Annotated in this window: 8 protein-coding genes; 4 read left to right on the forward strand and 4 right to left on the reverse strand. The window is 65.9% G+C overall.

Annotated features, from left to right (window positions below):
* Positions 1-18 precede the first annotated feature (18 nt).
* On the forward strand, positions 19-2,649 hold the full coding sequence (locus G6R19_RS18005) for a trehalase-like domain-containing protein (protein WP_163167512.1): 2,631 nt from the start codon (positions 19-21) through the stop codon (positions 2,647-2,649).
* 70 nt (positions 2,650-2,719) lie between these two features.
* Entirely contained in the window at positions 2,720-4,201 is a 1,482-nt protein-coding gene (locus G6R19_RS18010) for an MFS transporter (protein WP_163167514.1), read from the forward strand.
* A 3-nt stretch (positions 4,202-4,204) separates the two neighbouring features.
* Here G6R19_RS18010 and G6R19_RS18015 read toward each other — a convergent pair whose 3' ends face one another.
* The 4 genes from G6R19_RS18015 to G6R19_RS18030 form a co-directional block, all read right to left on the reverse strand.
* Positions 4,205-5,338, reverse strand: a complete 1,134-nt coding sequence (locus G6R19_RS18015; protein WP_163167516.1) for an FAD-dependent oxidoreductase — start codon at positions 5,336-5,338, stop codon at positions 4,205-4,207.
* A 10-nt stretch (positions 5,339-5,348) separates the two neighbouring features.
* A complete protein-coding gene (locus G6R19_RS18020; RefSeq protein ID WP_163167518.1) occupies positions 5,349-6,275 on the reverse strand; it encodes an AEC family transporter in 927 nt (308 codons plus the stop codon).
* A gap of 82 nt (positions 6,276-6,357) precedes the next feature.
* Positions 6,358-6,783, reverse strand: a complete 426-nt coding sequence (gene panD, locus G6R19_RS18025) for an aspartate 1-decarboxylase (protein WP_205484573.1) — start codon at positions 6,781-6,783, stop codon at positions 6,358-6,360.
* 103 nt (positions 6,784-6,886) lie between these two features.
* A complete protein-coding gene (locus G6R19_RS18030) occupies positions 6,887-7,801 on the reverse strand; it encodes a LysR substrate-binding domain-containing protein (RefSeq protein ID WP_163167520.1) in 915 nt (304 codons plus the stop codon).
* A gap of 152 nt (positions 7,802-7,953) precedes the next feature.
* On the opposite strand from G6R19_RS18030, the gene G6R19_RS18035 reads away from it, so the two are divergent.
* Together G6R19_RS18035 and G6R19_RS18040 are read left to right on the forward strand one after the other, a co-directional pair.
* A complete protein-coding gene (locus tag G6R19_RS18035) occupies positions 7,954-9,417 on the forward strand; it encodes an amino acid permease (RefSeq protein ID WP_163167522.1) in 1,464 nt (487 codons plus the stop codon).
* 340 nt (positions 9,418-9,757) lie between these two features.
* Positions 9,758-13,264, forward strand: a complete 3,507-nt coding sequence (locus G6R19_RS18040) for a bifunctional proline dehydrogenase/L-glutamate gamma-semialdehyde dehydrogenase (protein ID WP_205484575.1) — start codon at positions 9,758-9,760, stop codon at positions 13,262-13,264.
* The last annotated feature ends 35 nt before the right edge of the window (positions 13,265-13,299 follow it).

Consider the following 13,299-nt stretch of genomic DNA (forward strand, 5'->3'; position numbering starts at 1 on the left):
TGCCTAAGGGGTGCACGAATGGCGATGCCGTTGAACCAGAGCGTGGCGGATTCCGCGCTACTCACCCGGTCCCTTCCGCTGGGGCTGCTCCGATCCTTTGTCCGGTCCGACGCGGCCGACGACGGGCTGACGCCCAGCCTGATGGCCGAACTTAAGGTCCTCGCCCGGGTTCCGGGGCTGCTGGTGGCCTGCAATTATGGCGGAACGCTGTGTGATGCCGAGGGGATCTCCACCGAAACCCTCCCGCTGGGTAGCGCCGCGATCGCCCTGCGCGCCCTGGCGGCTCTGCCCAACACCCATGCCGCCGTCATCTCCGGCCGCTCCCTGCGCGACTTGGCCGCCGTGTCCCGCCTGCCCGCGGAGGTTCACCTCATCGGCTCACACGGCGCCGAATCCGACATGGGTTTCGCGCACGTCCAGCCGCTGGCTACCGAAGCTGCCCTGCAGAAAGTCAGTGCAGCAGTCACTGAGGCGGTGGGCTTCCACAAGGGAGTCTGGATCGAGCGTAAGCCCGTGGCCGTTTCGATCCACACCCGTCCCGCCGCCGCAGAAGTGGTGGAGGCGGTCACGGAAACTGCCCGGGAGATTGCCCGTGAGCACGGCCTGTTCTTCATCGTGGACGGGTCGGTCCTGGACCTCTCCGTCGTGGAACCTTCCAAGGCCGAGGCGCTGGAAAATCTCCGCTCGCGGCTTGGCGCCAGTGCTGCCATGTACGCCGGGGACGCGTACAGCGATGAGCTTGCCATCGCCACACTGCGGGGGCCGGACATGGGCCTGCGGGTAGGGCCGGGGGAGACAGGCGCTTCACACCGGCTGCGCGACCCGGAGGGCTTTGCCCGCGTGCTTGCCATCCTGTTTGAACTGCGCCGGGCGTGGCTGTTCGGCGAGGACGCCGTGGGGCTTGAGCGGCATTCGATGATCGGGAACGGATCGTCCACAGCCCTCGTCACCCCTGACGCCCGGATCTGCTGGATGAGCCATCCGCTCCCCGACTCCGGATCGCTCTTTGCCCACATCCTTGGCGGCGACGCGGCCGGGCACTTTTCTGTTGAGCCCGTCAAGGCCTCCCAGGTGCTGGGCCAGCGTTACGTGGACAGCACCATGATCGTGGAAACCCGCTGGGCCGACGTCACGGTCACGGATTACCTGGAACCGGCCCCCGAGGGCATCACCAGCCTTGTCCGCGTGCTCTCAGGAAGCGGTGCGGCGAGGATCGTGTTTGCGCCCCGCCCCGACTACGCCAACGCTCCCTTCAGCATGGAGGCGCGCGGCGACGGGCTGCACGTGGTGGGGACCTCTGACCCGATTATTCTCTTCGCTCCGGGCGTGACGTTTGCCATTGCCTCGGATGGGCGGCATGGCACGGCGACAGCCGCCGTCAACCTGCAGGACGGCCCAGTAGTGCTCAACCTGAGGTGCGGCGATACGGAGTATCAACCTGTGGACCCCGGCGGCGAAACCGAGCGGCGGGCCGGCGTGGCGCTCCACTCTCGCAGCTGGGTGCAGCGCCTGGACCTGCCCACCGTCAAGCCATCCCTGGTGCGCCGGTCCGCCCTGGTCCTCCGCGCACTGGTCCACGAGCCCACAGGCGCGGTGCTGGCCGCGCCCACCACATCGTTGCCGGAAGGCATTGGCGGCACCCGCAACTGGGACTACCGGTACTGCTGGCTGCGGGACGGCTCCATGACGGTCAACGCGCTGGTGGATCTTGGCTCCACACAGGAAGCAGTGGGTTTCCTAAACTGGCTCGGGCGGATCCTGGAGCACGCCCCCGGCCCGGAGTGGCTGCATCCCCTCTACTCGGTCACCGGCGCGCCGCTCTCAACAGAGGCGGTGATCGACAGCCTCCCTGGCTATGCCGGCTCCCGGCCTGTCCGGATCGGCAATGCCGCCGACCATCAGGTCCAGCTGGACGTCTTCGGTCCCATCGCGGAACTTATCCACGCTCTCAGCGAGAGGGAAGCGGCCCTGACTGACGGCCGCTGGGAACTGATGGTCCAGATGGCCTCGGCAGTGCTGGCGCGCTGGCGGGAACCGGACCACGGCATCTGGGAAGCCCGGCGGGCTCCCCGGCACCACGTGTTCACCAAAGTGATGTGCTGGGTGACCCTTGACCGGGCCCTTCGGACCGCGGCCCGGCACGGACGCGCATTCGAACCGGTATGGGAAGCCACGGCCACGGCCATCCGGGAAGAGGTGCTGACGGAAGGCTGGGACGAGTCCGCATCCTCCTACACGGTGGCTTACGACAGCCCGGACCTGGATGCGGCCGTCCTGCACATCGGCCTCTCAGGCCTGCTCGACGTCACGGACCAGCGCTTCCTGGATACCGTTACGGCCGTGGAACGGGAGCTGCGGGTGGGCCCCACCGTGTTCCGGTACAGGTACGACGACGGCCTGCCGGGTTTGGAGGGCGGGTTCCACATCTGCACCACCTGGCTGATCGAGGCGTACGTCGCGGTGGGAAGGATCGAGGAGGCCTGGGACCTGTTCGACCAGTTGGTGAACCTCTTCGGCCCCACGGGCCTGCTGCCGGAGGAATACGACCCCGGCACGGAAACCCACTTAGGGAACCACCCGCAGGCATACTCGCACCTGGGTTTCATCCGCTGTGCCCGGCTCCTGGACGGGCACCAGCACAGAAGGTAGTCGCCGTTCCGCTTCGGTCCCTAGAGTGGAGATAACAGGGAAAACGGAAACAGGGACCGAAACGAGACATATGACTACGCGAGCCCAAGGAGTGGGGTTCCGTTCAGAGCGGGGCCCCATTCTTATGGCACTGATGCTGGCCACCGGGCTGGTGGCCATCGATTCCACCATCGTTGCCACCGCAGTCCCTTCGATTGTTCGCGACGTGGGCGGCTTCGAATCCTTCCCCTGGCTCTTTTCTGCGTACCTGCTGGCCCAGGCCGTCTCGGTGCCCATCTACGGAAAGCTTTCGGACATGGTTGGCCGCAAGCCGATCATCATGGCAGGCATCGGGCTGTTCCTGCTCGGTTCAATCCTCTGCGGGATCGCCTGGAGCATGCCCGCCCTGATTGCTTTCCGGGCGCTGCAAGGCCTCGGGGCGGGGGCCGTGCTGCCGGTGTCCATCACCATCGCCGGCGACATCTACTCAGTTGAGGAGCGGGCCAAGGTCCAGGGCTACCTGGCCAGTGTGTGGGCGGTCTCCTCAGTGGTGGGTCCCAGTTTGGGCGGCATCTTCTCCTCACTGGGGATCTGGCGCGGCATCTTCCTGGTCAACGTTCCGCTGTGCCTGCTGGCAGGGTGGATGCTGCTCCGGACCCTGCACGAAAACGTCGAGCGCGCCAAGCACCGCGTGGACTACGCCGGCGCTGCACTCCTGGCAGGCTCGCTCACCCTCCTGATCCTTGGCGCCCTCCAGGGCAGACAGGCGTGGGAGTGGAACTCGCCGGTTGGTATCGGCGTCTTCGCCGTGGGGGCCGTCCTCCTGGTCCTGTTCCTCCTGGTGGAGCGGCGGGCCGCGGAGCCGGTCCTGCCCACCTGGGTGGTGTCGCGGCGCCTGCTCGGTACCACTGCCCTGGTGTCCTTCGGTGTCGGCGCAGTCCTGATCGGACTGACCTCGTATGTGCCCACGTTCCTCGAAGGAGCCCTGTCCACCTCGCCGTTGATTGCCGGCCTGGCGCTCGCGGCGCTGACCCTCGGCTGGCCGATCAGCGCCTCGCAGGCGGGGCGGCTCTACCTGCGGATCGGGTTCAAAGCCACAGCCCTGATCGGAATTGCCGTCACAGTGACGGGTCTTATCGTCCTTGCCCTGACTTCGGCTACTCCCAACGTGGTGCTGATTGCCACCAGCTGCTTCGTCGTCGGACTCGGCTTGGGCTTGGTGGCCACCCCGACCCTTATCGCTGCCCAATCCAGCGTGGAATGGAACGAGCGCGGCGTCGTGACGAGCACCAACATGTTCGCCCGGTCCATTGGCAGCGCCCTCGGCGTGGCCGTGTTCGGCGCCATCGCGAACTCGGTGTACGCAACCACGGCAGGAGGCAGCGGTGAGGCGCCCGCCGTCGTCGCCGCTTCAGGCGCCGTCTTCCTGGCGGCGCTGGCCGCAGGCCTCCTCACTGTGGCGGCGGTGCTGGCAATGCCCGCGGTCAAGGCGAACGCGGGAAAGCCGGCCGCGGGAAAGCAGGCCGACGCCGAGCCGGTCGCCAGCGTGGTGGAAGACGGCAAGGAGCGCTAAAGGCTAGCGTGATGCGCGGAAGATCTCCGGCGCCGGCCGAGTGCCGGTGGCGAGGTCGGCAAGGATGCGGCCAACAACGGGAGTGAACTTAAACCCGTGCCCGGAGAATCCTGCACCGATGACCACAGGGCCAATCCGGTCCAGGATGAAGTCCTCATCGGGGGTGGTGGTGTACGTGCAGCTGATGGCCTCGAATGAATCGGCGTCCACGCCGGGCAGCCACGCCCGGGCGTAATCCTGCAGGGCGGCGAGCTGCACGGGTTCCGGCTGGAAGGACCGCCGGTCCGGGTCCACTACCGGGCCCACGCCGTGCCACCCGGCCTTGACCCCCTCACCTGGAGTCTGCATCCCATAGACGGGGGAGTACCAGCCTTTGTACTCCGCGCCCGTGCCTGGCATGTGGTTGAACCCGGGCCATCGGGCGCCCTCATCCGCCACGCGGAAGTGCGCCGGCTGCTCCTGGGTGACCCGCAGCGTCGGAATCCGCAGTTGGGTACTTCCCCAGGCGCCAGCCAGGAGCTTTTCGGTCCAGCCGCCGGCGGTGACCACAACCTGGGCGGCGTTGACCACTTCGGTGCCCGAGCCGGACTCCAAGGTGAGCCGGACGCCGTCGTCCATCACTTTCAGCTCCACCACTTTGGTGTGGTACCGCATCTCCGCGCCGCGGGCCACCGCGAGCCGCTGGAAGGCGGGCAGGGCCGCCTCCGGGTTGAGCTGGCCGCCGTCGGGCATATGGAGTACCTGCTGGTCGAAACGGATGCCGCGCCAGCGCTCGCCGGCCACCGCCGGGGACAGGAACTCGGCGCGGATGCCGGCCTGGTTCAGGGCATTGGCGACGTCCGGAAGCCGGGGATCGGGGCCGTGGTTGACGATTCCCGTTCGGGCCAGCAGCTTTTCGCCGCTGTCCTGCTCGAGTTCGTCCCACAGGCTCAAGCCTTCGGCCAGCATGGCCACGTATTCCGGCCGGTGGTAGCCGGGGTTCAGGTTGCGCGTGGCCCCGTGCGAGGCGCCGATCTTGTGTCCCGGCCCGAACTGCTCCACCAGCGTTACCTGGCGGCCGCGGCGGGACAACGCCCATGCCGCAGCCGAACCCATGGCTCCGCCGCCGATCACCACGGTGTCCAGCATCTTCTCCATCAAACTCCCATCACGTCAGCAGCAGCGCTACGCCAATCATCGCCGGGACGGCCACCACGGTAGTAATCAGCACCGTGTCCTTGGCCACGGTGAGGCCCGTCTTGTAACGGCTGGCGGCCACAAAAACATTCTGCGCGGTGGGCAGTGCCGAGGTGACAACGACGGCAAACAGGATGTGGCCCTCCAGCCCCAGCGCGAAACGGGCAAAGAGATACGCAAGCGCCGGCTGGACCGCGAGTTTGAAAGCGCTGGCCAGCAAGGTGTCCACCCGGCGGGAGGTGGAGGCCTGAAGCGGACGGGTGCCGTTCAGGCTCATGCCAAAGGCGATCAGCATGGCCGGGATCGCCGCGCCGCCGATCAGGTGGATGGGCTCCATGACCAGCGGCGGAACCTGCCAGCCGGTGCCTGCCACCAGCAGGCCAAGGGCGGAGCCGACGATCATGGGGTTCTTCAGAATCATCACTGCAAAGCTCAGGGGCGTGGTGCGGTGCGAGCTGGTGCTCGAGTCCAGGATCATCAGGAACAGCGGCGTGAAAAAGGCCAGTTGAAAGATCAGCAGCGGCGCCACGTAGCTCGCATCGCCCAGGACGTAGACCGCGATGGGGATGCCCAGGTTGGCGGAGTTCACCAAGGATGCCGCCATCGAGGACATCAGGGACTCGGGAAGCGAGCGTTTAAGCCAGAACTTGGCGATGACAAAGAAGATGGCTGCCGTGGCGATGGCCGACACGGCGGCGACCAGCAGGGGCGCCGCAAAAACCTCGGCGAGTGGCGCCTTGCTCAGAGTTTCGAACAACAGCGCCGGGCTGGCCACAAAGAAGGTGAGGGAACTGAGGACCTGGCGTGCGTTGTCACCCAGTACCTTCTGCCGGCCCACGAACCAGCCCACCAGGATGATGCACCAGACCACAAAGAAGCCGGCGAGTACACCTAGCAAGGGCTAACCCGCTGGGAGGTGAACCGCTGGGACTTAAACCGCAGGGCGCGGCGGTGGAGGGTACTGGGACACACGCTCCGGTTTAGAGGGAAGCGTTGTTAAGGGCAAAAGGGGGGCGGAGCAGCCCTGGCGTCAGTCCCTCGGCGGGGTCGTTGCCCAGCTGGACAACGCGGTTGTTCTCGTCCACGTGGACCACCTTTGGCTCGTAGGCCTTCGCCTCTTCGGTGGTCATCTGCGCGTAGGTAATCAGAATGACAATGTCGTTTTCCTGCATCAGGTGGGCCGCAGCGCCGTTGATGCCGATGACGCCGGAGCCGCGCTCGCCGGCAATCGTGTACGTCTCCAGCCGGGCGCCGTTGGTCACGTCCACGATGGACACCAGCTCGCCGGGAAGAATGTCGGCAGCATCCAGGAGGTCCAGGTCAACGGTGACCGACCCTACGTAGTGCAGGTCGGCGTGCGTGACGGTGGCCCGGTGGATTTTGGACTTGAACATTGTTCGATTCATAACGGCATCAGTCTAGCGCCGGGGGCCATCCTGCGCAGTGACGCAGGGAACACTGCAGCAGGAAGCCCCAACCCCGCGAAGTGAAGGGCCCGACGGCGGCCGGTCACCCGGCGTCGTCCGTTGCCACCGCCGCGGCGGCAGCGGCCAGCGTTTCCCGTGCTGCCAGGATGGCGGGCCGCTGGGCGCTGGAACGGCGCACTGACGTGAACACAGTCCGGTGCGGTTTGCCCGGCAGCTCCAGCAGTTGGGCAGTGGTGCCGCGGCCTGTCCAGACCAGGTCCGGCATCAGGGCTACGGCGTTGCCGGACTCGATCAGCCGGATCTGCGCCTGCAGGTCGGCGGTTTCAAAGCGCACGTCCGGTTCAAAGCCGGCGCTCCGGCAGGCCTGCTCCGCCCAATGCCGCGATGCTGCTCCCCGCGGCTCCATGACCCAGGCGAGTTCCGCTGTGTCCGCCAACGAGCTGATGGCGGGCCCGCCGTCGGACGTCGGTGGAACTGCCAGCCTGATGGCATCGGTGGTCAGCCGGACGCGGTCCAGCTCGGGGTAACGCGGGGCTGCGTGCCCCGGGTACTGTTCGGCGATGACAAGGTCGAAGTCCCGCGCCCAGGTCTCGTGCAGCGCGGTTTCCGGCTCACGCTGGATCATCTCGATGCGGACCTCCGGGTACGCCTTGGCCATCCTCGTCAGCGTTTCCGGCATCAGTGCAAGGGCCGCGGACTGGAAGACCGCGATCCGGACGGTCCCCGTGACAGTGGTCAGGGAAGCCGCGAGATCGGCCTCCGCCTGTTCCATGGTCTGCAGCAGGCTCGCCGTGTGCGCCACCAGCACTTCGGCCTGCGGCGTGAGCTGCACGCGCCGGCCGGTCTTGCGAAGCAGCTCCACGCCTACTTCCTTCTCCAGCAGGGCAAGCTGCTGCGATACCGACGACGGGCTGTACTGCAGTGCCTCCGCCACCTCCGCGAGGGTTCCCCGGATGCTTAATTCCCGGAGCAGCCGGAGCCTGCGGAGATCAAGCATGGGGAATTCCTAACTGAAACTAACGAATATAGGTTAGAAGTAGTCACTTTATCTAATGCAAGCAGGCTTGCATACTGTTGGGACCGAGTTACCCCCGTCACAGCGCCTAACGGCGTGCCGCGGCGGGGTCGCACCCCAAGCAGGAGTTCCTGATGAGCACTAGAGATATGAGCCAGTCGATCATGAGGCGCAAGCCCATCGACGACATTGAGGAAGAAAACAAACACAGTGGCCTCTTTAAGTCACTCGGGCTGTGGCAGCTTACGGCGATCGGCGTAGGCGGCATCATCGGCGTCGGCATCTTCTCCCTTGCGGGACTGGTGGCAGCAGGAAGCGAAAGCGCACCCGGGGTGGGGCCCGCGGTGTTGATTTCCTTCCTGGTTGCCGGCCTTGCTTCGGCGGCCGCGGCGCTGTCCTACGCAGAGTTCGCGGGCATGATTCCCCGCGCCGGCTCGGCGTACACCTATGGATATGTGGCGCTGGGCGAGATCATTGGCTGGTTCATCGGCTGGGACCTGCTGCTCGAATACATTGCCATCGTGGCCGTGGTGGCCATCGGCATTTCCGGTTACTTCGACGCTTTCCTCTCCGGTATCGGCATCAATATGCCCATCTGGATGACGTCCACGGCTGACGAGGGCCGGGGCGGAATCGTGAACATCCCGGCCATCGTAGTGTGCCTCATCGTGACCTGGATCCTCTCCCGTGGCACCAAGGCGTTTGGCCGGTTCGAGCTCGTGGCAGTGGCCATCAAGGTCATCCTGATCCTCTTCATCATTGGACTGGGCGTCTTCTACATCGACACCAACAACTACAACCCGTTTATGCCCAGCGGTTTCGGCCCCGTCCTTGCGGGTGCAGCCACCGTCTTCTTCGCCGTGTTCGGCTACGACGCCATGAGCACCGCGGCCGAAGAGGCCAAAGACGGCAAGAAGCACATGCCCAAGGCCATTATCCTTTCGCTGATCATTGCGATGCTCCTGTATGTGGCCGCCACCTTGGTGCTGACCGGCATGCAGAACTACAAGGACATCGACCCCACCGCAGGTTTTGCTTCAGCCTTCACCGGTGTGGGCCTGCCGGTCATCGCCACCATCATTTCGGTGTTCGCCGTGTTGTCCATCCTCACCGTGATGCTGACCTTCCTCCTGGGCGTCACCCGTGTCTGGTTCTCCATGAGCCGCGACGGCCTGCTGCCCGGCTGGTTCTCCAAGACCGACCGCCACGGCACCCCGCAGCGCGTTACATGGATCGCCGGCGTGGCGTCCGCCCTGCTGGCCGGCGTGTTCCCCATCAAGGCCGTTGCTGACCTCACGAACATCGGCATCCTGGCCGCGTTCGTCGTCGTCTGTTTCTCTGTGATCGTGTTCCGCTACAAGAAGCCGGACGCTCCGCGGTCCTTCCGCCTGCCCCTGATGCCGGTCATCCCGGCCTTCGGTGTGCTGGCCTCGGCGTTCCTGATGTTCCAGCTGCACTGGGAAACCTGGGCCCGCTTCGGCGTCTGGCTTGTTATTGGCCTGGCCATCTACTTCTTCTATGGCAAGAAGAACTCGCTGATGAACCCGAACAGCCCGCGGCACGACGAGATCGTGGAGATGCACCGGCCTGTCGGCTGACCCCCCTCCCGCCTCCGCGAACGCCCCATCACCTGCCGCACCAATCCCCGGGACGCTCTCTCAGTTAATGCCGCTTTAAACCGGACGCTCTATCACCTTCCTGTGGAGGGTGATAGAGCGTTTCCGTTTTTCCCGCATTAAGTGAGAGAGCGTGGCCACATATGGTGCGCCAAGTGAGAGAGCGTCCGGTGGGGAGGGGTGCGGGGCCATATTTGAGCGCGCCAAACCTTTGGGTTTTCTAACCTGTATTGCTTAGAAAAGATCGCTTTATCTTACGTGACTGGAAGTTCATACTGGTGGGTAAGACCTCCTCGAACCACAGGAAAGAACGAGAAAAGCCATGACCCACATTGCAATGGAACCGGCAGTTGCCGCCGGAACTACGCTGCGGACCGTCGACGTCGATGTGCCCCAGGCGAAGGCGCTGGCCAGCGAAGCGGTAGCGCTGGTCCGCCACTGGCTGACCGAGGCGTCCAAGGTTCCCGTGGATGCTTCAGCCCAGCAACTTGCAGGGGTGCTGAAGGACCCCAACGGGCTCGAGTTCACCGTTGGCTTCGTGGACGGCGTGGTCCGTCCCGAGGACCTGAACGTGGCCGCGCGGAACCTCGCCGCGCTCGCACCAAAGGTCCCCGCGTTCCTGCCCTGGTACATGCGCCGCGCGGTGCAGCTGGGCGGAACCATGGCTCCGGTCATGCCGCAGGTTGTCATCCCCATTGCCCGCAGGGTGCTGCGCGAAATGGTGGGCCACCTGATTGTTGACGCCACCGACGCCAAGCTCGGGCCCGCAATCGCGAAGATCCGCAAGGACGGCATCAAGCTCAACGTCAACCTCCTCGGCGAAGCCGTCCTCGGCGAGCACGAGGCATCCCGCCGGCTCGAGGGCACGCACACCCTGCTGGCCCGCCCCGACGTCGACTACGTCTCCATCAAGGTGTCCTCCACCGTTGCCCCGCACTCCGCCTGGGCCTTCGACGAAGCCGTTGACCACGTCGTGGAGAAACTGACGCCGCTGTTCCAGCGCGCCGCCTCCTTCGCCGGCAACGGTAAGAAGGCCAAGTTCATCAACCTGGACATGGAGGAGTACAAGGACCTGGACATGACCATCGCGGTCTTCACCAGGATTTTGGACAAGCCAGAGTTCAAGGACCTCGAAGCCGGCATCGTGCTCCAGGCCTACCTCCCGGACGCCCTGTCCGCCATGATCCGCCTGCAGGACTGGGCGGCCGAACGCCGTGCCAACGGTGGCGCCGCCATCAAGGTCCGCGTGGTCAAGGGTGCCAACCTGCCCATGGAGCAGGTGGAGTCCTCGCTGCACGACTGGCCGCTGGCAACCTGGGGCAGCAAGCAGGATTCAGACACCAGCTACAAAAGCGTCATCAACTACTCCCTCCACCCGGACCGGATCCAGAACATCCGGATCGGCGTGGCCGGCCACAACCTGTTCGACATCGCCTTCGCCTGGCTCCTGGCAAAGCAGCGCGGCGTTGAGTCCGGCATCGAGTTCGAGATGCTGCTGGGCATGGCGCAGGGCCAGGCCGAAGCCGTCAAGAAGGACGTCGGTTCGCTGCTGCTCTACACCCCTGTGGTGCACCCGGCCGAGTTCGACGTCGCCATCGCCTACCTGATCCGCCGGCTCGAAGAAGGCGCGAGCCAGGACAACTTCATGTCTGCAGTGTTCGAGCTGAGCGAGAACGAGGTCCTGTTCGAGCGGGAGAAGCAGCGCTTCCTCGCCTCGCTTGCGGCGCTGGACAACAGCGTTCCCCCGGCCAACCGGCAGCAGAACCGCAACCTGCCGCCTGAGCCGATGCCCCATGACGGCTTCGAGAACACCCCGGACACGGATCCCTCCCTGCCGGCCAACCGCGACTGGGGCCGGGCCATCCTGGAACGCGTCCCGTCCTCCACGCTCGGCAACGCCTCCGTGGAAGCCGCCTTCATCAAGGATGAAGCAACGCTGAACGCGGCCATCAACACCGCCGTCGAAAAGGGCAAGGCCTGGGGCGAACTTTCCGGCGCCGAGCGCGCGGAGATCCTGCACCGCGCGGGCGACGTCCTGGAGGCCCGCCGCTCCGACCTGCTTGAGGTCATGGCCAGCGAAACCGGCAAGACCATCGACCAGGGCGACCCCGAAGTCAGCGAAGCCGTGGACTTCGCTCACTACTACGCCGAGTCGGCACGGCAGCTCGACGAGGTCGACGGCGCCACGTTCGTGCCAGCCAAACTCACCGTGGTCACGCCGCCGTGGAACTTCCCGGTCGCCATCCCGGCAGGATCAACCCTGGCGGCACTCGCCGCCGGCTCCGCCGTCGTCATCAAGCCCGCCAAGCAGGCCGCCCGCAGCGGCGCCGTGATGATTGAAGCCCTCTGGGAAGCGGGCGTTCCGCGCGATGTCCTCACCATGGTGCAGCTCGGTGAGCGGGAGCTCGGCAAGCAGCTGATCTCCCACCCGGCCGTGGACCGCGTAATCCTCACCGGCGGCTACGAAACCGCCGAACTGTTCCGTTCCTTCCGCCAGGACCTGCCGCTGCTGGCTGAGACCAGCGGCAAGAACGCCATCATCGTCACCCCCAGCGCGGACCTGGATCTCGCAGCCAAGGACGTGGCCTACTCCGCGTTCGGCCACGCCGGCCAGAAATGCTCCGCGGCTTCACTGGTGATCCTGGTGGGCTCCGTGGCCAAGTCCAAGCGGTTCCACAACCAGCTGATCGACGCCGTCACCTCCCTGAAGGTGGGCTACCCGCAGGATCCCACCAGCCAGATGGGGCCGATCATCGAGCCTGCCAACGGAAAACTCCTCAACGCCCTTACCACCCTGGGCGACGGCGAAAACTGGGCCGTGGAACCAAGGAAGCTGGATGACACCGGCCGGCTCTGGAGCCCGGGCGTGCGCTACGGCGTCAAGCGCGGTTCCTACTTCCACCTGACCGAATTCTTCGGCCCGGTGCTGGGTGTGATGACCGCTGAAACGCTGGAAGAGGCCATCGCCATCCAGAACCAGATTGAGTATGGCCTCACCGCGGGCCTGCACTCCCTGAACTCTGCGGAGCTGGGCACCTGGCTGGAGACCATCCAGGCCGGAAACCTGTACGTGAACCGCGGCATCACCGGCGCCATCGTGCAGCGCCAGCCGTTCGGCGGCTGGAAGAAGTCAGCAGTAGGCGCCGGCACCAAGGCCGGCGGGCCCAACTACCTGGCCGGCCTGGGTGAGTGGACTTCCGCGGCGAGCACGGCGGATACGCCTGTGACCCATCCCGGTGTCGGGCGGGTCATCAATGCAGCCGGTTACGCCCTGGAACCTGCAGAGCTCGAGTCCGTCCAGCGCGCACTGGCCTCGGATGCTGAGGCTTGGGCCAGCGAGTTCGGTGCGGCAAAGGACGTCTCCGGCCTCAGCGCGGAGCGCAACATTTTCCGCTACCGCAGCCTGCCCGTGACCATCCGCCTCTCCGAGGGCGCGACGCTCGCACACCTTGTGCGGACCGTAGCGGCCGGCGTGCTGGCGGGCTCGGAGCTGACGGTGTCCACCGCCGTCGAGCTCCCCGCCCAGCTGCGCGCGGTGCTCACCGCGCTGGACATCGACGCCAAAGTTGAGTCCGACGCCGAGTGGCTGGCAACCGCCGGCCAGCTCGCCAGTGCCGGCAGGCTCTCCGGAGCCCGCATCCGCCTGATCGGCGGAGATGCCGCTGCCCTGGCGCACGCGACCGGCGGTCGCCCGGACCTTGCCGTCTACTCCCACCCGGTCACCGAGGCCGGCCGCGTGGAACTGCTGCCGTTCCTGCATGAGCAGGCTGTCAGCATCACCGCGCACCGCTTCGGCACACCGAACCACCTCTCCGACGCGCTGATCTAGCCTCGCAACGGCAAAGCAAAGGCCGGGCGGTCACC

Origin of the sequence: Arthrobacter sp. Alg241-R88 (genome assembly GCF_900537115.1) — a bacterium.
GTDB lineage: Bacteria > Actinomycetota > Actinomycetes > Actinomycetales > Micrococcaceae > Arthrobacter.

What these genes read in the sequence shown, in the direction of transcription:
- G6R19_RS18005 (WP_163167512.1), top strand. Translation starts at nt 19, where the DNA reads ATGGCGATGCCGTTGAACCAGAGCGTGGCGGATTCCGCGCTACTCACC.
- G6R19_RS18010 (WP_163167514.1), top strand. Translation starts at nt 2,720, where the DNA reads ATGACTACGCGAGCCCAAGGAGTGGGGTTCCGTTCAGAGCGGGGCCCC.
- G6R19_RS18015 (WP_163167516.1), bottom strand. Translation starts at nt 5,338, where the DNA reads ATGGAGAAGATGCTGGACACCGTGGTGATCGGCGGCGGAGCCATGGGT.
- panD (WP_205484573.1), bottom strand. Translation starts at nt 6,783, where the DNA reads ATGAATCGAACAATGTTCAAGTCCAAAATCCACCGGGCCACCGTCACG.
- G6R19_RS18030 (WP_163167520.1), bottom strand. Translation starts at nt 7,801, where the DNA reads ATGCTTGATCTCCGCAGGCTCCGGCTGCTCCGGGAATTAAGCATCCGG.
- G6R19_RS18035 (WP_163167522.1), top strand. Translation starts at nt 7,954, where the DNA reads ATGAGCACTAGAGATATGAGCCAGTCGATCATGAGGCGCAAGCCCATC.
- G6R19_RS18040 (WP_205484575.1), top strand. Translation starts at nt 9,758, where the DNA reads ATGACCCACATTGCAATGGAACCGGCAGTTGCCGCCGGAACTACGCTG.